General features: G+C 54.3%; 17 protein-coding genes and 1 pseudogene. 10 read left to right on the top strand and 8 right to left on the bottom strand.

Annotated features, from left to right (window positions below; translation table 11 throughout):
• Nucleotides 1-69: 69 nt before the first annotated feature.
• Nucleotides 70-864: a TrkA C-terminal domain-containing protein gene (locus L5470_RS00570; RefSeq protein ID WP_499497504.1), complete on the bottom strand. Its 795-nt coding sequence runs from the start codon at nt 862-864 to the stop codon at nt 70-72.
• A gap of 247 nt (nt 865-1,111) precedes the next feature.
• Between L5470_RS00570 and L5470_RS00565 the strand changes: the two genes are divergently transcribed.
• The 4 genes from L5470_RS00565 (at nt 1,112) to mdh (ending at nt 4,034) form a co-directional block, all read left to right on the top strand.
• Nucleotides 1,112-1,579, top strand: a complete 468-nt coding sequence (locus L5470_RS00565; protein WP_099799100.1) for a DUF4079 domain-containing protein — start codon at nt 1,112-1,114, stop codon at nt 1,577-1,579.
• A 167-nt stretch (nt 1,580-1,746) separates the two neighbouring features.
• Complete coding sequence (locus L5470_RS00560) at nt 1,747-2,823, top strand: ABC transporter ATP-binding protein (RefSeq protein ID WP_099799101.1); 1,077 nt, start codon at nt 1,747-1,749, stop codon at nt 2,821-2,823.
• 62 nt (nt 2,824-2,885) lie between these two features.
• Nucleotides 2,886-3,098, top strand: a complete 213-nt coding sequence (gene ndhO / locus L5470_RS00555; RefSeq protein WP_099799102.1) for a photosynthetic/respiratory NAD(P)H-quinone oxidoreductase subunit O — start codon at nt 2,886-2,888, stop codon at nt 3,096-3,098.
• Nucleotides 3,099-4,034 (top strand): malate dehydrogenase, encoded by a 936-nt coding sequence (gene mdh, locus L5470_RS00550; protein ID WP_499497501.1) that lies wholly within the window; start codon nt 3,099-3,101, stop codon nt 4,032-4,034. It begins immediately after the preceding gene.
• A gap of 64 nt (nt 4,035-4,098) precedes the next feature.
• Here mdh and L5470_RS00545 read toward each other — a convergent pair whose 3' ends face one another.
• The 4 genes from L5470_RS00545 to L5470_RS00530 all read right to left on the bottom strand — a co-directional run bounded on the left by L5470_RS00545 (nt 4,099) and on the right by L5470_RS00530 (nt 10,439).
• A complete protein-coding gene (locus L5470_RS00545; RefSeq protein ID WP_499497499.1) occupies nt 4,099-5,175 on the bottom strand; it encodes a RuBisCO accumulation factor 1 in 1,077 nt (358 codons plus the stop codon).
• Nucleotides 5,172-7,739: a DNA gyrase subunit A gene (gene gyrA, locus L5470_RS00540; RefSeq protein WP_499497498.1), complete on the bottom strand. Its 2,568-nt coding sequence runs from the start codon at nt 7,737-7,739 to the stop codon at nt 5,172-5,174. Before gyrA ends, L5470_RS00545 begins: the two co-directional genes overlap by 4 nt.
• A gap of 76 nt (nt 7,740-7,815) precedes the next feature.
• Nucleotides 7,816-8,850, bottom strand: a complete 1,035-nt coding sequence (locus L5470_RS00535) for an extracellular solute-binding protein (RefSeq protein ID WP_499497496.1) — start codon at nt 8,848-8,850, stop codon at nt 7,816-7,818.
• Nucleotides 8,850-10,439 carry a glucose-6-phosphate isomerase gene (locus L5470_RS00530; RefSeq protein ID WP_499497494.1) on the bottom strand — a complete coding sequence of 530 codons (1,590 nt, stop codon included), beginning with the start codon at nt 10,437-10,439 and terminating at the stop codon, nt 8,850-8,852. The genes L5470_RS00535 and L5470_RS00530 overlap by 1 nt, the downstream gene beginning before the upstream one ends.
• A gap of 132 nt (nt 10,440-10,571) precedes the next feature.
• On the opposite strand from L5470_RS00530, the gene acs reads away from it, so the two are divergent.
• A complete protein-coding gene (gene acs / locus L5470_RS00525; RefSeq protein ID WP_499497492.1) occupies nt 10,572-12,542 on the top strand; it encodes an acetate--CoA ligase in 1,971 nt (656 codons plus the stop codon).
• Between the two features lie 15 nt (nt 12,543-12,557).
• Nucleotides 12,558-13,145 (top strand): DUF4340 domain-containing protein, encoded by a 588-nt coding sequence (locus L5470_RS00520; RefSeq protein ID WP_099799106.1) that lies wholly within the window; start codon nt 12,558-12,560, stop codon nt 13,143-13,145.
• Here the strand turns inward: L5470_RS00520 and L5470_RS00515 are convergent.
• Both L5470_RS00515 and L5470_RS00510 read right to left on the bottom strand, forming a co-directional pair.
• Nucleotides 13,142-13,324 (bottom strand): hypothetical protein, encoded by a 183-nt coding sequence (locus L5470_RS00515; protein ID WP_099799899.1) that lies wholly within the window; start codon nt 13,322-13,324, stop codon nt 13,142-13,144. The genes L5470_RS00520 and L5470_RS00515 overlap by 4 nt on opposite strands.
• A 5-nt stretch (nt 13,325-13,329) precedes the next feature.
• A complete protein-coding gene (locus tag L5470_RS00510; RefSeq protein WP_499497490.1) occupies nt 13,330-14,763 on the bottom strand; it encodes a circularly permuted type 2 ATP-grasp protein in 1,434 nt (477 codons plus the stop codon).
• 183 nt (nt 14,764-14,946) lie between these two features.
• On the opposite strand from L5470_RS00510, the gene L5470_RS00505 reads away from it, so the two are divergent.
• Both L5470_RS00505 and L5470_RS00500 read left to right on the top strand, forming a co-directional pair.
• A complete protein-coding gene (locus L5470_RS00505; RefSeq protein ID WP_499497488.1) occupies nt 14,947-16,881 on the top strand; it encodes an ABC1 kinase family protein in 1,935 nt (644 codons plus the stop codon).
• 409 nt (nt 16,882-17,290) lie between these two features.
• Nucleotides 17,291-18,925 carry a diguanylate cyclase gene (locus L5470_RS00500; RefSeq protein WP_099799108.1) on the top strand — a complete coding sequence of 545 codons (1,635 nt, stop codon included), beginning with the start codon at nt 17,291-17,293 and terminating at the stop codon, nt 18,923-18,925.
• 121 nt (nt 18,926-19,046) lie between these two features.
• Here the strand turns inward: L5470_RS00500 and L5470_RS00495 are convergent.
• A pseudogene (locus L5470_RS00495) lies at nt 19,047-19,444 on the bottom strand (helix-turn-helix domain-containing protein); the annotation flags it as partial.
• A gap of 164 nt (nt 19,445-19,608) precedes the next feature.
• On the opposite strand from L5470_RS00495, the gene L5470_RS00490 reads away from it, so the two are divergent.
• Both L5470_RS00490 and L5470_RS00485 read left to right on the top strand, forming a co-directional pair.
• Nucleotides 19,609-20,565 (top strand): branched-chain amino acid ABC transporter permease, encoded by a 957-nt coding sequence (locus L5470_RS00490; RefSeq protein WP_499497486.1) that lies wholly within the window; start codon nt 19,609-19,611, stop codon nt 20,563-20,565.
• A gap of 6 nt (nt 20,566-20,571) precedes the next feature.
• A complete protein-coding gene (locus tag L5470_RS00485; protein WP_099799110.1) occupies nt 20,572-20,994 on the top strand; it encodes an ATP-binding protein in 423 nt (140 codons plus the stop codon).
• Nucleotides 20,995-21,084 lie beyond the last annotated feature (90 nt).

Below are 21,084 nucleotides of genomic sequence, written 5' to 3'. Positions count from 1 at the left end.
GCCTCGCCGTTCCACGGCGGGGAGTGTCACGACTGCCAGTCGCAGACTGGCGCCGGGGGCTGTATCCCGTCACTGACCACCTCTCGACGGTACAGTGCGGGGCTGATCTACCCCCCTCTCAGCTAAACGGATCTGCTCTTGATAATGGGCGATCGCCTCCTGATGCGCCTGATCTCCCGCACTCCCTGCTTTTCGAGAATCTAACTCACTGAAGGCATCTAGGCGACCATACAAAATCACCACATCTCCAGGATGAATCACCGTCGAACCCTGAGGTGCCCCAATATATGTTCCATCAGACCGTTGGATTCCTAGCACCAGCATCCCCTCCTGATACAGATCCGTTTCCTGCAACGGCTTGTCTGCCAGCCAATCGTCGGGGTCAATTTGTAGTTCGATCACCCCATAATCTTCCGCAAGGCGCAGCAGGCTGGCATAATCTCGCACGTCTAAATGGGTCCAACGCCGGAGCGCCCACTCCACCCAATGCGAGAGCAAACGACTGACCCAGCGATTCGTTGACAGCACCCACAGTACCGCAATTCCCAACAAAAGCAACCCCAGCCGAGGCAGCCACTCTTGCGGCCCTGCCACATTAATAAACGTCAACACCAGTGAAGAAATCACCGTAATCAGCCCAGCATTACCCAGCAACATCAGCCACATCAAAATACGGCGGCGTACAGGGTGAGCAACCACCAGCTCAGATTCACTTGTCGTGAAACCCGAACCTGTGATGGCAGAATGGGCTTGAAATTTAGCCGCCTCACGAGATAGCCCAGTCAAGGTCAATGCTTCAGCGGCAATCCGAGTGATCAATAGCGACAGAGTAATGGTCACTAAAACAGAGATTAGCGCTGCCAAGCAAAGCACCTCCTAACTGACTAGAGGACTCCATAACCTGAAATTTCACCACAGAGATACAGCGCCACTTCTCCATGCCCTCAGTGTCTCTGTGGTTCTAAGCCACAATCCTTAGCATACGCTGAGATAGCTCGTAATCAGCCCTGCAGTGCTAGAGGTAAGGCAGCCTGCGTGTCCACTGCGTGCTGATTCACCAAGGCACGTATAATAAGTTTTGTAACACCCTGCCGAATTCTGCGTACCAAGAATGATTGAAATTCCTGCCCCGCTTCAGCCTATTGTGACCTTTGCCCACCCAGTTTTAATGTGGGTGTTGTTTGCATTAACCCTCTACGCGATGTATTTAGGGATTCAAACGCGTCGCTTGCGCTCCCTTAGTGGGGAGGAGAAGAAGGCACTGATTCAAGCCAAGGTGAATATTAAGCATCACCAAGTCGGTGCATTTTTACTGGCGTTTATGGTGTTGGGAGCGATTGGAGGCATGGCGGCTACCTACATCAATAACGGTAAGCTCTTTGTGGGGCCTCACTTACTTGTTGGCTTGGCAATGACAGGGTTGGTGGCCATTTCTGCTAGCTTGACTCCCTTCATGCAAAAAGGCAGTGAAGTGGCGCGGGTGCTGCACATGACCCTCAATATGTTGCTAGTGGGGTTCTTTGGTTGGCAGGCTGTGACTGGGCTACAAATTGTCCAGCGAATTCTGAACGCCAATTAGGACAACCAGTGCTCCGCGTTTTGTCAACCATTGGCTAACCAGTTGCAAGAAGTCTGCAGTAAGCAGAGTCTTTTATGCCAGAATAGAACTGTTTGCATTACTGCAAATAATTCTTAAAGGCGATCGCCACGCTTTTGGTTTTGCAGACGGTTTACTTCTTGGCAGCTATGACAACCCTTTCCCTGACAACTCCGACCGCTACAGCTGTACAGCTGACAAATTTGCGTAAACTCTTTGGCCATTTTCCAGCCATTGAAGAGGTTAGCCTGAGGGTGCACGATGGTGAAATTCTGGGGTTATTGGGGCCGTCTGGCTGTGGTAAAACCACGCTGCTGCGACTCATTGCTGGCCTAGATACGCCCGATCAGGGCACAATTACGATTGGCGATCGCTGTGTTACGGCCCCAGGCCTATTTGTGCCACCGGAGCAGCGCTCCTTGGGGATGGTTTTTCAGGACTTTGCTCTGTTTCCCCACCTTACGGTTGCTGAAAATATTGCCTTTGGTTTGCAACAACATCGTTTTAGTAAAAAGCAAATTCAAGAACGGGTGATGGCAATTCTGTCCTTAGTTCATTTGCAGGGGATGGAAAAGCGATACCCTCACGAACTGTCGGGGGGACAGCAACAGCGGGTCGCATTAGCACGGGCGATCGCTCCCCAGCCTGCGGTGATTTTATTGGATGAACCCCTGAGTAACTTAGATGCTCAAGTTCGGCTACAGCTACGGGAGGAATTGCGTACGATTCTCAAGGCCTCCGGTACCACAGCCATTTTTGTTACCCATGATCAAGAGGAAGCCCTAAGCCTCTCGGATCGGTTAGCTGTCATGCGCCAAGGTCGCCTAGAACAGGTGGGTACTCCTGAAGAGATTTATTGTCAGCCCGCTTCACGGTTTGTAGCAGGGTTTATTAGCCAAGCCAACTTTCTATCCGCCTGTGCCCAAGGTAGCCATGTCCTCACTGATATTGGCACATTCCCCCTCCTAGAGGCTGCTCCAGCCGTACAGGGTGAACTAATGATTCGCGAAGAAGATGTCATGCTCCAGCCACACCCCCCCTCAGAAACCACCTTAATTGTTCGCGATCGCCAGTTCCTAGGGCGCGAATACCGCTACTGTGTGCAGGCACCGTCGGGCAAAGAACTCCATGCCCGCCTACCCGTGAATGTAGTGATTCCTGTTGGTGCCACGGTGGCCTTAACCGCTCCTGCAGAGGCTGTGCGCTTTTTTCCCAAAGAGACCTGATGTGACCTAGAGTTGCCAGCCCAAGAAGGTTAAAATAGGGGGCAATTCGACAGGAGTGTGCTATGGCCATCAAAAAAGGCGATTTTGTTAAGGTTATTGCTGAAAAACTGACCAACAGTTTGGAGGCGCTTGCTAGCGATCGCCGCTATCCGCCATACCTATTTGAAGGGCGCGGCGAAGTGGTGGATATTCGCGGTGAGTATGCCCAAATTAAATTTCCCGTGCCTACCCCAACCGTTTGGCTAAAGCTTGAGCAACTCGAAGTGAGCCAGTAAATGTCTAGCCGCGTGGCCGTCCTCGGTGCCGGAAATGTCGGCAGTGCCCTTGCCCAACGACTTGCAGAGGGAAATATTGCTGATGTTGTCCTGCTAGATGTGATTGCCGGGCGCCCCCAAGGGCTTGCCCTTGATCTCACCCAATCGCGGCTTATTCAAGGACACGATCGTCAGATCCTAGGCACAACAGACTATAGCGACATTCATCATGTTGATGTTGTGGTGATTACCGCTGGGTTCCCCCGCAAACCGGGGATGAGCCGCGACGACTTGCTGAAGCTCAACGGCAACCTGATCCAAGACATTACCCGCCAAGCCGTTGCCGTTGCCCCAGATGCAGTCTATGTCGTGGTTACGAATCCCCTTGATGTCATGACCCATGTGGCATGGCAGGTGAGTGGGCTACCCCCTCAGAAAGTCATGGGAATGGCAGGGGTATTAGATGCCGCCCGCTTTGCCGCGTTTATCGCCCTTGAGCTAAACATTTCTGTTAAAGATATTCGCGCCATGGTATTGGGGGGGCATGGCGACTTGATGGTACCCTTGCCTCGCTATTCCAGTGTTAGCGGCATTCCCATTACTGAACTGCTCCCTGCCGCCACCATCGATAGACTCATTCAACGCACGCGTCATGGTGGCGCCGAAATTGTCAACTTGCTGCAAACTGGCAGTGCCTTTTATMCCCCCGCCGCTGCCGCTGCCCTAATGGTAGAAGCAATTCTCTCGAACCAAGCGCGATTATTGCCAGTGTGTGCCTACGTTGAACAGGCCTACAATCTCAGGGGGATGTATGTTGGGGTACCAGCGCGCATTGACCGCCAAGGGGTCGCGCAAATTGTTGAATTGTCTTTGACAGAGAGTGAATTACAGGCATTACACGCCTCAGCCTATGCCGTCCAAGGCGTCATTGCCGCTACCCAAAGCCTGCTGAATTGATGCTCATTTCCCAACCCTGTCGGGTATGGTCGGAGATTGCTGTTTAGAAGGTGTTTAGAGAATCTTACTCTTCGAGCAGCCATAGTTCACGGTTCACCGTGTTGTCTAGGATTTGCGCTGGCCGTAACACTAGGAGAAGTTGGCCAAGAATGGGAGCGCTAGGAGCCTGAGGATACCAGGCTAGGCGCAGTGGCTCTGCGGTAGTCTCTTCGATGAGGAGGTAGCGATCGCCCTGCCACTCCTGTTGTCCCCGATCCACAATCAGTAAAACTTGGGTGATGGGGATCAGATTGTCGCTATTGGGTAGTTCTGCGGGCAACTCCGCCACCGGCCACAGTAGGGCAACCGGATCAATGGCATTTAAGAGCACTTGCCATCCTGGCAAAGCAACCACGGTGAGGGGGCGCTCAACATCGACCAGTGAAAATGCCCCTGTGGGCTTGAGGGCTGGAACCGCGGTCAGGGCTGCCGCGGTCAGAGGGGCACAACCAGCCACAGGAATCAGGTAAGGTAACTCTTCGGCAGTCTCTAGGCGATAGAGCGGTAAGCGGGGCTGGGGGGTGGCAGACACCACTGTCAAGTCGGTGAGGAGGGTTTCAAGGGCGCGGCGACCCCTCTGTGAGTCCACAAACCGGAAGCCTTGGGCAATGAGGCGCGATCGCTGGGCTAAATCTCGCTGTTGCCGTGCCAACTGCCAATAATAGTGACCAATGCGATCGCCTAGGGTATCTGTAAAGTCTTCGCTCTCACCCTTTTGGTAGCTCATGGTTTTGAGGGCGCGGCACACCTCATGGACAGTAGCTCCATCAAGTTGCTTTTCAACAATGAGGGTTGCTGCCGCAACGCGATCGCGTTGGGACAGTACCCGTAACTCGTAAAGCAGATCACTGCCGCGCTCTTGGAAGTAGGCCAGCACTGAAGGGGAGGCATTGCCAGCACGTAGGCTTTGCGCCACTTGGACAGCAATGATGAGCTGGTTTTGGTGAATTGGCTCAATACCGGTCGCTTCAAAAATAGCCTGTGGCGAATGGCCAGCTTTCTGGAGGTGTTGGCACCCTTGCCCCCAATCTTGCCACGTTCCTTCTTTGCGGCGCAGCCGTTGTAGCAATTGTGCGGTCTGGGAATCAAGATCGTGGCTCATGGGGTATCAACCTCCGCTGCCTCCATGCTCCCTGGGGGTAACMCCGCCGCCGTAACGATACTGTCGTCTTCATCGAGCCGTTGTAGCCGCACTCCAGTTGCCGAGCGCGATTGCGACGAAATATCGATCACTTTTTGGCGAATGATAATACCGCGACTGGTCACAATCATTAACTCGTCGTCAGCATTGACAATCCGTAACGCTGCGAGGTGATCTTCATTGCTCTTGGCTTTGAATTTAGTGGCGGTAATCCCCATTCCAGCCCGATTTTGCAACCGAAATTGCTGGACGGGCACCCGCTTACCATAACCGTTGGTGGTAATGACCAACACCCACGGCCCTGCACTTTGGGCAGCCGCCTCGTCGCTGTCGTCGGTGTCATCGCCATCATCGCCAGTGGCGCTCAAGCTCTTGGCGATCGCCCCAGGCAGAATATCCATCCCCACTAACTCATCCCCCGGACGCAGGTTCATCGACTTCACCCCACGGGTAGCCCGCCCCAACGGCCGTAGCTGATCGTGACTGGCACGAAAATGAATTGCCATGCCCTGCCGTGAGCCAATGATAATGGTGTCCTCTTCGCGGGTTCGCCGCACCCAGCGCAGTTGGTCTCCCTCCTCAAGGGAAATTGCAATGAGGCCATTAGTACGAATATGACTAAAGGCGGCAAGCGCCGTTTTTTTAATAAAGCCCTTGCTTGTGAGCATCACTAAGTACTCGTCGGCACTAAAATCGTGCACCGCAATGACGGAGGTGATCTTCTCTTCGCGGGGAATGGGCAGGAGTTGAACAATGGGAGTGCCGCGAGCTTGACGCGAGCCAGTGGGAATCTGATAGGCGGGCAGGGCATAGACGATGCCGCGATCGCTAAAGAAGAGGATGCGATCGTGATCGTTGCAGCCAAAGAAGTGCTCAACCGCATCATCCTCTTTAATTTCCGCCCCTTTGCGACCCCGGCCATCCCGACTTTGGGCTTCAAAGGTATCGACGGGCATCCGCTTAATGTAGCCCTGCTGGGTAACGAGAATCACTGATTTATCGTTAGCAATGAGGTCGGTATCGCTAATGTCAGCGTCGGCTTGGACAATCTGCGATCGCCGCGGTGTGGCAAACTTCGCTTTAATTTGCAACAGCTCAGCTTCAATAATATCGAGTACCCGTTGTCGGTTGGCAAGGATATTGTGGAAGTCAGCAATTTGCCGCTGGAGCTCTTCGTGTTCGCGCTGAATCTTTTCTGCTTCTAGAGCCGTGAGCCGCCGCAGTTGCATCTGTAAAATGGCATCCGCTTGGGCTTCGCTGAGAGCATAGGTCTGCATGAGGTCTTGGCGTGCTAAGGCGGTATCGCTGGCAGCACGAATGCGTTGAATCACCTCATCAAGGTTGGCTAGGGCAATCAGCAATCCCTGCAAGAGGTGATCTCGCTCTTCAGCTTTACGCAGAGCATAGCGGGTACGGCGGGCGATCGCCTCTTCCCGGAAGCTCAGGAACACTTCGAGGCTGCGCTTGAGGGTCAGCAGTTGCGGTTCGTTGTTGACGATCGCCAGCATATTGGCGCCAAAATTTACCTGTAGGGGGGTTTGCTTGTACAGATTATTCAGCACCACCCGGGGATAGGCATCCCGCTTAAGTTCGATGACCACGCGAATGCCCTCGCGATCGCTTTCGTCGCGCAGATCCGCAATGCCATCGATTTTTTTGTCGTTCACCAACTCAGCAATTTTTTCCATCAGAGCAGCTTTGTTGGTTTGGTAGGGCAGCTCCGTGACAATAATGGCCTCGCGGGGCTGACGACCGGGCACCTCTAGGGTTTCAATGGTGGCAACGGCTCTCAGGGTAATGGAGCCGCGCCCCGTGGTATAGGCATCTTGAATACCAGCTTGGCCAAGAATATGTCCGCCAGTGGGGAAATCAGGCCCCGGAATATAGCGCATTAACTCGCGATCGCTAATGTCAGGCCTGTGGATCAGTGCCACCAGTCCATCCACCAACTCACCGAGGTTATGGGGGGGAATGTTCGTGGCCATCCCCACCGCAATCCCAGAGGTGCCGTTTAGCAGGAGCTGGGGCACCCGTGCGGGCAAAACAAGGGGTTCCTGTTGTGAGCCATCAAAATTATCAACAAAGTCAACGGTTTCCTGCTCAATGTCTTGGAGCAGCGCTTCCGATGCCAGCGCTTGCAGCCGACATTCGGTATAACGCATCGCAGCCGGCGGATCGTTGTCAATGGAGCCAAAGTTGCCATGCCCATCAATGAGGGGATGGCGCATGGAAAAATCCTGAGCCATGCGCACGAGGGCATCATAGACCGCCGAGTCACCATGGGGGTGGTATTTCCCCAGCACTTCACCGACCACACGGGCACATTTGCGAAAGGGACGGTCTGCGGTTAAACCTAACTCGTGCATCGCGTAGAGAATACGACGGTGCACGGGCTTGAGGCCATCCCGGGCATCCGGTAGCGCCCGCCCAACAATGACGCTCATGGCATACTCGAGGTATGAGCGCGAAATCTCATCCCGCAGTTCAGTAGGGATAATGCGGTTGGAATCAGCAGCAAAGGTCATGGTGTGCCTCGTGAGAGACTCTTATTTTACCACGAAAGGGTTCAACCCTTGACAGCGTGGGCGATCGCGCCCTCTTCTACGTCAGAAAAATATCCTGCCAGAGGCGATCGTAGGTCTGCTGGGCGGCGGCAGGCAGGGGCAGCAGTGCCTCACTACGGGTCAACAGGGTTTGCAGATCAACATAACGATTCGCTTGGGCTAGGCTGAGATCCCCCAAGACGGGGGACACTGCCGTTGTAAACTGGCTTAACTGCTCGGCTACGGTGGGTTGCCACCAGTACTGTAACCAAGCGGTTGCCGCTGCATCGGGCACTTGGGAGCACACCCACAGATCCGCCCACAGTGCAGTTCCTGCCGCCGGAGCCACCACTGCAAACGTATCGGGCTGCCGCTGCACGAGGGGGAAAATATCACTCGACCAGCCCACGGCCAATTGTGTACTGCCTAGGATCAAGGGCTGAAGATAGGCATCGGAGCTAAAGAAACCGCACCGTTGCCGCAGCGCCAGTAATCGCGCTTCGAGGTCTGGATGGTCGGGGGGGTCATTGTAGGTGCGCCCCAAGGACTTAAGGGTGAGACCAATTACTTCGCGGGGGGTGTTCAGCAGGCTATAGCGCCCGTCAAGGTCAGGGTGCCACAGGGCATCCCAGTTCGTGGGTTCCCAGCCTAAATTGGCAAAAAAATCGCGACGATACACCATGAGGGTCGCACCCCAGCGATAAGGAATACCCCAAACGGCATCGTTGGCGGTGAACCGTTCTAGGAATGCGCGCCAGGGTGGGGTAAGGAGGGACCAATTCTCAAGGGCGGCCTTGGGAATGGGCTGAACCCAACGGTTGGCGACGGCTGCTGCCAGCCAAGCATCCCCCAAGCTAACGATGGCCGCCCCCCTGTTGTCGTTGGCGAGGGTGTCGGCAAGGCTCTGGGGGGTCTCTTTCAGGCGCAGGTTCACCCCAATGCCATGGGTTTGGCGAAAACGGCGGATGAGTTGGGGCGGCAGGGACTTTTGCAGCAGATGTACGGTAATGCCCCCTTGGCTTGATCCTTGGCACCCAGCTAGTGCCATGGCGGCGATCGCCACTCCCCCCTGACAAAATTCGCGTCGCTGCATTAGCGTTGCCAACAAAACTGTAGTTGGTTGGGACACGCCGGATCCCCCAGTTGCGCCACGCCGCGATCGTTGGCCACCAAATGCCGCAGAATCAGGTAAATGGTTTCTTGCTGCTCGGAGGCGTTGAGCGCTTGGGCGATCGCCTGCACCTCTAATGGCGTAGCACTCTGCTGGAGCACCTTCACAATCTGTTTTTGTAACGCCAGAGTGGCGGCGGCTGCTTTTTTKCCCGCCTCCACCCCCGGTTGATGGTAGGCATTGATATTCACCAAAAAGCCGTACAATCCTACTGCCCGCTCGTAGAGGGCAATGAGCGCTCCCACCGTTCGGGGCGTGACCTCTGGAATGGTGACGGTGAGGGAAGGCCGATCCTTTTCGTAGAGAGCTTGGCGCGTCCCCAACAGCAAACCGCTCAAATAGTCACCGGCGGTAATGCCCGGCTCCACCTCAATCCCCGGTTGCTGGCCATCCCGCAGTACCTCGATAAACGTCACAAAAAAATTTGCCAAGCCGTCGCGTAGCTGCTGCACGTAGGCGTGCTGATCTGTGGTGCCCTTGTTGCCATAGACTGCAATCCCTTGGTGGACAATGTTGCCAGCAAGGTCTTTCTCCTTGCCTAGGGATTCCATCACTAACTGTTGCAGATAGCGGCTAAAGAGCAGCAGGCTATCTTTATAGGGCAGAATGACCATATCTTTTTCGCCGTGCCCGTTCCCTGCGTGGTACCAAGCCAAGGCCAGCAGGGCTGCCGGATTTTGGCGCAGTTGCGGCACCCGGGTAGCCTGATCCATTTGCCGCGCCCCGTGGAGCATGGCCTCAATGTCAATCCCCTGTAGGGCGGCGGGCAACAGACCCACGGCGGAGAGTTCGGAGGTGCGCCCCCCCACCCAGTCAAACATCGGGAAAATTTCCAGCCAGCCATTGGACTCGGCAAGTTGGGCAAGGCCACTGCCGGGCATGGTGATAGCCACTGCGTGGTCAGCAAAGGCTAAGCCTGCCTGCTGATAGCGGGCTTGCGTTTCCAGCATGCCATTGCGGGTTTCTGGGGTGCCCCCAGACTTGGAAATAACGATGACCAGTGTGGTGCGCAGGCGATCGCCAATTTGGGCAAAAACCCGCTCAAATCCCGCTGGATCAGTATTATCGAGAAAGTGAATGGCTAGGGGTGGGTTCACGGGCGCTAAGGCGGCAGACACAAACTGGGGGCCCAGTGCCGAACCGCCAATGCCAATGGAGAGAATATCCGTAAAGCGTCCACCTTGGGGTGGGGCAATTTGGCCGGAATGGATGTGCTGGCTAAAGCGATGCACCTGGGCGATTCCGTCGCGAATCTCAGCCCGTATCTCTGGGGTGGGGGCAAGGTCGGCATCCCGCAACCAGTAGTGCCCCACCATTCGACCTTCATCCGGGTTGGCGATCGCCCCCGCTTCGAGAGCCTGCATCTGCTCAAAGGCGCGCCTAAAGGCAGGCTCTAGGTCACGAACAACGTCTTGGGTCAGCCCCATCCGACTGACATCAACGTAGAGATCAAGGTCTGGGTGGTAGTACAGCCAGTCTTGGTAGTGGTGCCAAAGAGCCAAAGCATCCATAAAAATTAAAAAAATTGCGCTACGATTCCAGCGTACCCCAACAATTACCCTCCGCAGGGAATCATCACCGTCTTCAAGATAGCGGCGATCCCTCCTCGGTTAAGATAGATCTTGCTGCCACGGAATCTAGGGATGAGCCGCCCCACTATTGAATCCATTCTTCAGGAACACCGTCTTTTTTACCCCCCCGCTGACTTTGTGGCGAAGGCACGGATTAACTCCTTTGAGGCCTACGAGCACCTCTACGCCAAAGCAAAAGCAGATCCGGCGGCCTTCTGGGGGGAACTGGCACAGCAGGAACTCGACTGGTTTCAGCCTTGGGATCAGGTACTCGATTGGCAGCCTCCCACCGCCAAGTGGTTTGTCAATGGCAAAATTAATATTACCTACAACTGCCTCGATCGCCACCTGACCACGTGGCGCAAGAACAAAGCAGCCCTGATCTGGGAAGGGGAACCCGGCGATAGCCGCACCCTCACCTATGCCCAACTGCACCGCGAGGTGTGCCAGTTTGCCAATGTTCTCAAACAACTTGGAATTAAAAAGGGCGATCGCGTCGGCATTTATATGCCCATGATTCCGGAAGCGGCGATCGCCATGCTCGCCTGCGCGCGCATTGGTGCACCCCATTCCGTCGTGTTTGGTGGCTTTAGTGCCGAAGCCCTGCGCGATCGCCTCATTGATGCTCAAGCGAAGCTAGTGGTCACTGCCGATGGTGGCTGGCGCAAAGATGCCATTGTTCCCCTCAAAGATCAAGTCGATAGCGCCCTTAGCGATCAAGCGGTTCCCAGCGTCGAGCACGTTTTGGTGGTGCAGCGCACCCAGCAGCCGATCACCATGGTGCCCGGTCGCGATCACTGGTGGCACGATCTCCAAAAAGGGGTGAGTGCCGATTGTCCCGCTGAACCGATGGACAGTGAAGACTTACTCTTTATCCTCTACACCTCTGGCTCCACGGGCAAACCTAAGGGGGTTGTGCATACCACCGCTGGCTACAACCTCTATACCCACATCACCACCCAATGGACCTTTGACCTGCAAGATACCGATGTCTATTGGTGTACTGCCGACGTTGGCTGGATTACGGGGCACAGCTACATCGTCTATGGCCCCTTGTCTAACGGTGCCACCACTGTCATGTATGAGGGCGCACCCCGCGCCTCGAATCCGGGATGTTTCTGGGACGTGATTGAAAAGTACGGTGTCACTATTTTTTATACCGCCCCCACTGCCATCCGCGCCTTTATTAAAATGGGCGAACACCTGCCCAAGGCACGTAATCTCTCCTCATTGCGCCTGCTGGGGACCGTTGGCGAACCCATTAATCCCGAAGCATGGATGTGGTACTACCGCGTCATTGGTAGCGAACGCTGTCCCATTGTCGATACGTGGTGGCAAACCGAGACCGGTGGCCACATGATCACCTCCTTACCCGGTGCCATCCCCATGAAACCCGGCTCAGCCACTAAACCCTTTCCTGGCATCTTGGCAGATGTTGTTGATTTAGACGGGCACCCGGTCGGGGTCAACGAAGGGGGGTATCTGGTGATTCGCCACCCATGGCCGGGGATGATGCGCACCGTCTATGGCGATCCCGATCGCTTCCGCCGGACGTACTGGGAGCATATTCCTCCCCAGAACGGCCAGTATGTTTACTTTGCGGGGGATGGGGCGCGCAAAGATGCAGACGGCGACTTCTGGATCATGGGACGGGTGGATGATGTGATTAACGTGTCGGGGCATCGCCTAGGCACCATGGAAATTGAGTCAGCCTTGGTCGCCCACCCTGCGGTGGCTGAAGCTGCCGTTGTTGGCAAGCCTGACGAGGTGAAGGGCGAAGATATCGTGGCCTTCGTGATTTTAGAAGGTAGCACTCCCCCCACCGAGACCCTGCAGCAGGAACTCAAGCAGCACGTCGTTAAGGAGATCGGTGCGTTGGCACGCCCAGCGGAGATTCGCTTTACCGATGCGCTGCCCAAAACCCGCTCCGGCAAAATTATGCGGCGGTTACTGCGCTCTTTGGCCGCTGGGGAAGAGGTGGCAGGGGATACCTCAACCCTTGAGGATCGCTCGGTACTCGATAAATTGCGTCAGGGAGCGTAGGCCATAGGGAGTCTGATGGCGACTGGCATTCGCACAAAAACGCTGATTTTGCTGGCAACTGCGGCCATTTTGGGAGGCAGCCTCTTTTTATTTGAGCAACAACTACCGGCACCAAACGCACCAAGTCAACAAACCAAGGCTCGCCTCTTTAGCTTCCAAGAGGCGGATGTTACCGCTCTTAAAATTGTTGCGCCCCAGTACACCCTTAACCTCAAAAAGCAGAAAACGGGGACGTGGGTCATTCAGCGAGAGCAGGAGGTACCGGCGGAAGAGGGAACCGTCGTCTTTTTACTAAATTTGCTGACCACGGGTGAGCGCGATCGCTCCCTTGACGTGCCCACGAATCGTGCCGCTGACTATGGCCTTTTGCCCCCTATGGCTACCCTAGAGATGACCCTTAAGGATGGCACTCAGCATCGGCTATTACTGGGCAACCCAACCTTTGATGGCCGGCAACTCTATGCCGAAATTGACCCCCAACCACAGCCTCGTGACACTATGACAGTCACCTTGGTTCCCTTAGACCTGAAAAATGCTATTGAACGTCCCCTGATCGAGTGGGAGCGCCAGCCAGCCCCACGCTCACCCGAACCCTCAAACTAAGCGTCAGCCACCCGAATCAGGTTTTTCTTCAGTAGGGCTTGCAAATCTGCATTGTGGGTTTTGCAGTTGCGCCAACGGCGTTCATCAACATTTTCATTCCGACCCGGCTGGAGGGTCAGCGGGCCAAAAAAACTATCGAAGGTGATGGGTTGCTCTAACTCACTAATTACTGTCACCATTGTCATTACTCGCTTAATACCCAAGTATCTTTACTGCCACCTCCTTGGGAGGAATTTACCACTAAGGATCCGGGCTTCATGGCAACCCGTGTGAGTCCTCCGGGGTGCACGTAAATCTCTTTGCCATAGAGAATATAGGGGCGCAGATCCACATGGCAGCCAACAATCTCATCGCCGAGGAGGGTTGGTACCCGCGAGAGAGACAGGGTAGGTTGGGCAATATAGTTGCGGGGGTTAGCCTTCACGCGCTCAGCAAACTCAGCCCGCTCACTAGCTGTGGATTGGGCGCCAATGAGCATCCCGTAGCCCCCCGACTCGTTGGCAGATTTGATCACCAATTCATCTAAATGATGGAGCACGTAGTCGAGTTGCTGCGGTTCCCAGCACAGATAGGTGGGGACGTTCGGTAACCGCAGCTCTTCCCCCAGATAGTAGCGGATCATTTGGGGAACGTAGGCATAGATCACTTTATCGTCAGCAACACCAGTGCCCAAGGCGTTGGCGATCGCCACCCGTCCTTGACGATAGACCTCTGTTAAGCCTGCCACCCCTAGCATCGAGTCCGATCGAAAGACGGCCGGATCAATAAAATCATCATCAATGCGGCGATAGACCACATCCACCCGTTTTAAGCCTTTGGTGGTACGCATTTGCAAGTAGCCATCTGCCACCACCAAATCCCGCCCTTCCACAAGGGTGACACCCATCTGCTGCGCCAAAAAAGAATGCTCAAAATAGGCTGAGTTATACATCCCCGGAGTCAGTACCACCACTGTGGCATCCGGCAATCCGGGTGGGGCTAGGTTCAATAGGGTTTCCAGTAAATGGCTGGCGTACTCATCCACCGGTTGGATATCCAACTCCTTAAATACCAGCGGAAAGGTACTTTTCATCACCCGTCGATTCTCAAGCACATAGGAAATGCCAGAGGGACAGCGCAAATTATCCTCAAGGACATACCATGTGCCGTCGCGATCGCGCACCAAGTCAGTTCCCGTAATATGGCACCAAATTCCTGCGGGTGGCTTTAGATCGTGGCAAGCACGCAGATAGCCCTTGGCTGACTCGATGAGTTCCCGGGGAATCACGCCATCATTAATGATTTTTTGCTGGCCATAGACATCCGCAATAAAACAGTTCAGCGCTTGAATGCGTTGCTTGAGCCCCTGTTCAAGCTGCCGCCACTCTTGCGCCGGAATCACTCGCGGCAAAATATCAAAGGGCATAATCCGCTCGGTGCCCTCCTTAGAGCCATAGACCGTAAATGTGGCACCGATGTTAAACATGACCTGCTGAGCCGTAGTTTGGCGCCGTTTTAGCTCTCCTTCTGGCAGCGATCGCACCCGCCGTAAGAGAGGCTCAATAAACGGTCGTGGCTGACCGCGGGCAATAAACCACTCATCATAAAAATCGCCCGGATCGTAATTATCGAGTTCCACTATTCTCTCTCCACTGCTGCTCGGCATCCTTGGACGTTCCCAAGTATCCTAGCTTCCATGTTTGTCTACTGTCCTATAGTACAAAGTTGTACCAAGTTCAAGGACGTAAGCAACTGCGCTCTCCACAGAGGCGTTAGCCAAGTCAATTGTTACAATACGTTACAGCGTTATCCCCACATCCCTATGAACACGGCCTTACCCCCTGCGTCTGAGTCTTCCCAAGACATTGCGATCGCTGCTGAAGCGCTACCCAATGGCAACGATGAGTTTCAGCCCTACGATCCGGAGGCGATCGCGGCTTATTATCGGCAACGCCCCTTGCTGGTGATCAGCCGTTGGGTGAAGATTCTGTGGCCGGTGTTTTGGCTGCTATTCAATCGCTGGTGGGATAACCTCACAGGACAAGGGAAGAAAAATCAACATCGCCGGGCGATCGCCCTGCGAGATACCCTAACCCGCCTCGGCCCGGCCTACATTAAAGTGGGGCAGGCACTGTCCACCCGCCCAGACCTGTTGCCTGCCGTTTACCTTGAAGAACTGACGAAACTCCAAGATCAATTACCGCCGTTTCCCAATGAGGTTGCATTTCGTTTTATCGAGGAGGAACTCGGGGCACCCCCCCAGGAACTGTTTGCCGACCTGAGTGATCAGCCCATTGCGGCGGCATCCTTAGGGCAAGTTTATCGTGGTCGCCTCAAAAGTGGTGAAATAGTTGCCGTCAAAGTACAGCGCCCCGGCCTCGCTGAAAGTATTACCCTTGACATTTACATTTTGCGGGGAGTGGCCTACTGGGCTCAACGCCTCATCAAAGAAATTCGCAGCGATTTGGTGGCAATTTTAGATGAGTTTGCTAGTCGGCTGTTTGAGGAAATGGACTATACCCAAGAGGGGCGTAATGCCGAGCGCTTTGCCCGCCTCTACGGTCATCTACCCGATGTCTATATTCCAAAAATCTACTGGGACTATACCCGCCGCCGCGTCCTGACCATGGAATGGGTGACGGGGGTCAAGCTCAACCAGCCACAGCAAATTCAAGCCCAAGGGATCGACCCCCGCTATATGGTGTATGTTGGGGTACAGTGTTCCCTGCGGCAATTGCTGGAGCACGGTTTCTTCCACGCAGACCCACACCCCGGCAACCTGCTGGCGATGCCCAATGGTAAACTCGCCTACCTTGACTTTGGCATGATGAGCGAGATTGAACCTGCCCAGCGCTACGGTTTACTGAATGCCATTGTTCATATTGTCAACCGCGAGTACGAAAGTCTTGCCTATGACTATGTGCGCTTAGGGTTTTTGGCGGAAGATACCAATCTAGAGCCAATTATTCCGGCGCTGGCGCTGGTCTTTGAGGATGCCCTAGGGGCAAGTGTGGCTGAGTTGAATATTCAGCGCATTTTTGATCGCCTTTCGGAAGTAATGTACGAGTATCCGTTTCAGGTGCCCGCTTACTATGCCTTAATTGTGCGATCGCTACTCACGATGGAAGGGATTGCCATGGGCGTGGACCCAAACTTCAAGGTGCTCAGTGCGGCCTATCCGTACATTGCCAAACGGCTCCTTACCGATTCAGCGCCGGAGTTGCGCACTAGCTTGGCAAACTTGCTGCTCAAGGATGGTCAATTCCGCTGGACCCGCCTTGAGAATTTGCTGCGTAATGCTCGCGAAAGCCGTGACTACGATTTTAATGTGGTGTTCGAACAAGCCCTTGACTTTTTATTTTCTGAGCGGGGTGAGTTTTATCGCGATCGCCTTGCCGATGAAATTGTCAAGAGTTTGGATACTTGGGCACGGGTAACGGTGGGTCAGTTCAATGTGGCGCAGATGTTACCGCTGGTTACCCGCCCCATTCCCACCAGTAGCGCCCCAAGCATTATCAGCGAACCCAATGCCCTTGAGCATTTGCGGCGGATTTTTAGTATTTTGCAGGACACCCCCGGGTTTGATGTGATGAAGATTATTCCTGCGATTCTGAAAATTATCCTCCGCCCAGAATTGCAGCAGATGGGACAGCGAATTGTCAATGGTCTCCTCCAACGGGCGATCGCCCGCTTTGTCCGGGAAGTCTTTTTAGCAGATACAAAACCTCAACTGCAATCCACAGGGGCAACCAACTGACCTTCTCCCCGCCCGCGGGGGGGCTTGGAGATGTCCCGATGAACCCACCTCACGCCAGAGTTTACCAAAGAATCTAAGCGACACGCTGGTGCCGTGCTGAGGCTACGGTGGCTTGGCTATAGTCTGCCATTGGTGTGGAGCCTAGGGGGAAATCGCCCAACCGGCTGCCCCGACCTGCTCTGCATCAGAGCTTCTCAGTGCCCCTCATTATCGTCGAGATACCCTTGAGCTAGAAGAAGAGCGCCTTTACAATCTCATCATGGCCTACCGCCAACAGCACAGTCTTTCTCCATTTCCCTCTCGCCCTCGTTGAACCTAGTCGCTATCCAGCAACACCAAGTCTTTGGGCAGCTTGAGCACAATTGTTGGGAAGCGATAGGGTAATACCAGTTGGGGTTGAAGCAGTGCTATGGGCATTTTGGTGTATCACGATGATGAGACGACAGCAGCCACACTTGTTACCATGCTGAGTGCATCAGAGCAGCGGGTTGATGTAGTTGCCCGAGCCGATGACCTCTGGGGGATATTGGCCAGTAGCCGCTACGAGTTGCTGATTGTAGATGACGCACACCTAGAGACAACGGTGGAGCGTTTTTGTCAGCAGGTGCGCAGCCATGGCTTTCAGGAGCCAATTTTGGTATTGACCCGCAGCGAAGTTCCAAGGCAGCCAGACGATCAAGTCATTTACTACCGTTATCCCTGTAGTCAAAGTTCCCTAGTTCAGGTGGTCAAGCCTCTTCTGAGCGCGATCGCCACCTCTAGGCTAAAAACCAATCATGACTCTGGTCTGCCCTTGGTGCTGCACATTGATAACGATGCCGCCTTAGTACATTCCCTAGAACGCCATGCCGCCGATGCTGGGTTTCGTTATGTAGCCATTGATAGTTGGCCCTTAGTCAAAGCCTACGTTGAAGACTTTGCCCCCAATGTCGTGATTCTCAATCCAGAAGTGGTTCCCGACGAGGCCACAAGCCGCGAGTTTTTACAAGAGTTACGCCAGCATCGTCCGCCAATTCCTGTGTTGGTCTTCACGGCCCACGACACATGGCGCGATCGCCTTGCCGCCATTCGCTTGGGGTCGCGGATTACCCTCAACAAGCCTGTGGATATGGAGCGACTGCTGCAAACCCTCGAACAACTGTTGCAGCCGCAGGAGGTGACATCCGCCAGTATTCTAACGGTGGATGATGATCCGGTCACCTTAGCCATTCTCAAGCGGCTCCTTGAGCCGTGGGGGATGAGTGTCACGTCCCTACAAGATCCAGATCAATTCTGGGATGTTTTGGAAGCCACCCATCCAGAATTAGTGATTCTCGATGTGCAAATGCCCGGCATCAATGGCATTGAACTGTGCCAAGTTGTACGCAATGACCCCCGCTGGAGTCGCCTACCAATTTTGTTTCTCACCGCAACCACCGATCCGGCACTTGTGAACCAACTCTTTGCCGCTGGTGCCGATGATTTTGTGAATAAGCCGATTGTCGGGCCAGAGCTAATGACACGCATTATCAACCGCCTTGAGCGTACACGGCTCCTCAAGCGGTTGGCGGAGGTGGATCCGCTCACTGGGGTGTGCAACCGTCGCAAGGCCACCGAGGATATTGAACGCTTTTTGCAGTTGGCAGATCGGCAGCAGCAACCGCTGTGTCTCGCAGTTTTAGACTTAGACTACTTCAAACGTATTAACGATACCTACGGCCATGATCTGGGGGACCAGGTCTTGGTGACGACAGCGCGCATTCTGCGGCAATCCTTACGCATGGAGGATGTAGTGGCTCGTTGGGGTGGAGAAGAGTTTTTAGTAGCTTTGTACGGAATTTCCCTAGAGGTAGCAGAACAGCGATTGGGGATGTGCTTACAGCGTCTGCGCAGCCATACCTTCCCTGTGTCGGATCAAGAGGGGTTCCAGGTCAGCTTTAGTGCAGGGGTGAGCCAATATCCCAACCATGGTGCCACTCTCCTAGAACTGGTGAAAGCAGCAGATGAGGCACTTTATAAAGCCAAGGCCGCAGGCCGCTGTCAGATTGCCACGGCAATGATCTAAATAGATTAATGACACCTGAATTGCTCCCTTCGGTTGCGCATCGCTATGCCTTCGGCACGCTATGCGAAGACCACCACGGATTTTTGCTAGTGGTACTATTGCTGATGCTCTGCTAGGACTCTAACCGCCGCTTTTGTGCCTCTTGATCGTTGGCTTTGGCACGGCGGAGCGTCTTTTCTTTAATGTCAACCCATGCTTTTTTAGAAAATTATGTATCGTGACTGTACTGACATTAATCCCTAGCTGCTCGCTGATCATGTCTCGGTACTGCCATAGGCACTTGTCTGGATAGGCTACAATAATCTCCATCACCTTGCTGTAGTTTTGATCTAGAATGCCAATTCGTTTTGTCCCCACTTTCTTAGGGGTTAAGTCCTGTGTCTCTTGATACTGCCGAACCCATCGATGTACGGTTCTCTTGGTCACCATGAACCGCTCTGCTACCTGCCGGATGGAGGTTCCGCCCGCTTGATAGGCCGCCACAACCCTGCGCCGTAAATCTAAGGAGTGGGTTGGCATATGCTACTCTCCTGACCTTTGAGTACTTTATTTCCTATATTAGCTTAATAAGCTTTAACTAATGAGGGGTTCGGAGAGCGATACGTCCCGCGCTGTACCCGTAGGGTCAGTGTCGGGGGGATGTCACAAACTTGGATTAAGGTGTCCGTTCTAGAACTACCCCTATGACACACTGGTTGAGTACCTACGGCTTTTTAATTGTGTCCATGACTCTGGGGGCATTACTAGCGTTGTCGCTCTACTTGCCCTTCATGAGTGGTCAGCTCTCCCTTGCTAGTCCTGGGTTTTATGCCATTGGTGGCTATATTGCGGCAATTCTCTCAACTCGGGTTTTCTCAGCGGTGACACCCTACCCTCTGTGGTGTATGGCGGTGGAACTGGTTTTGGCGGTGGTATGTTGTGGCCTATTGGGCTGGGGAATTGGCGTGCCCGTGCTGCGGCTGCGGGGAATCTACTTTGCCATTGCTACGATCGCCTTGGTGGAAGTGCTGCGGGTCTTGGCCTTGAATCTAGAGATTACAGGGGGGGCGATCGGTATTTTTGGGGTGCCGCAGCCGTTTCGCGAACCCTTGGGATACCTGTGGTTGACGTTGCCCTTGTTAGTGGTGGTGGCGATCGCCATTGGCCGCCTTGAGCACAGCCGGCCGGGGCAAGCGATGCAGGCGATTCGTGCCGATGAGCTAGTGGCCACCACCCTTGGCATTGATGCAACTCGCTACAAAGTGTTGGGGTTTACCCTTGGCGCGATGCTAGCGGGGGTGGCAGGGGTTTTAAGTGCCCATTTACTGAATACGTGGAACCCGCGCCAAGGGACGTTCGACACGGGGATTATTGCCCTGACCGCGGTGTTAATTGGCGGCAATCGTACCTTTGTTGGGGCGGTGGTTGGCGGTATGGTCTTTACTGCCCTCCCTGAATTGCTGCGTGGTTTGGCGGATCAACCCCAACTGCCAACGGCGATTGCAGCCTTTTTACGCGATGGGCGGATGATTCTCTACGGTGGGTTGATTGTGCTGGGCACCTGCTTTTTTCCACAGGGGGTGTGTCAACCGCCCCGTTGGCGGCAACTTCAATCTCGGTTGAGGGTCTGGCGGCACATCCGAAAGGATTTGTTACACTGAATCCCTATGGTTGTTTCCTTAACCCTCAGTAGCGACTTGAACGAGCTTGAGGCACTGCTAGAGTGGTTCAACCGCTATCAACCACCGCTATTTCCCCTTGAAGAATGGCTAAAGCTCGAGCTAGCCTTGGCCGAGGGGTTTACCAATGCTGTGCGCCATGCCCACCGCGATCGCCCCAAGGAAACCCCGATTCGAGTCGAGTTATCCCTAACCCAGACAATGATTGAGCTGCGCATCTGGGATCAGGGGCAGGGCTTTGATTTGATGACACATTTGCAACAGTTGCCCGCCCAAATTGCTGTGGATGCCGAAGGCGGACGTGGTTTGCGCCTATTAGCCACCATCGTGGATGAGCTAAGCTATAGGCCCAGTGAAACGGGCGGGAATTGTTTAACCTTGCGAAAACGGGTTGCTCACCTAGCCCATTAGCCTAGATTTCTATTGGATTGAACGTGGCTAGGACGTAAGGGCTACCATAGAGACTAGAGCAGTTGTGCCGATAATCGCTTCCTTCAGACA

Origin of the sequence: Synechococcus sp. PCC 6717 (assembly GCF_022698185.1) — a bacterium.
Lineage (GTDB): Bacteria > Cyanobacteriota > Cyanobacteriia > Thermosynechococcales > Thermosynechococcaceae > Thermosynechococcus > Thermosynechococcus lividus.
This window is presented reverse-complemented; position numbering and strand designations above follow the sequence as displayed.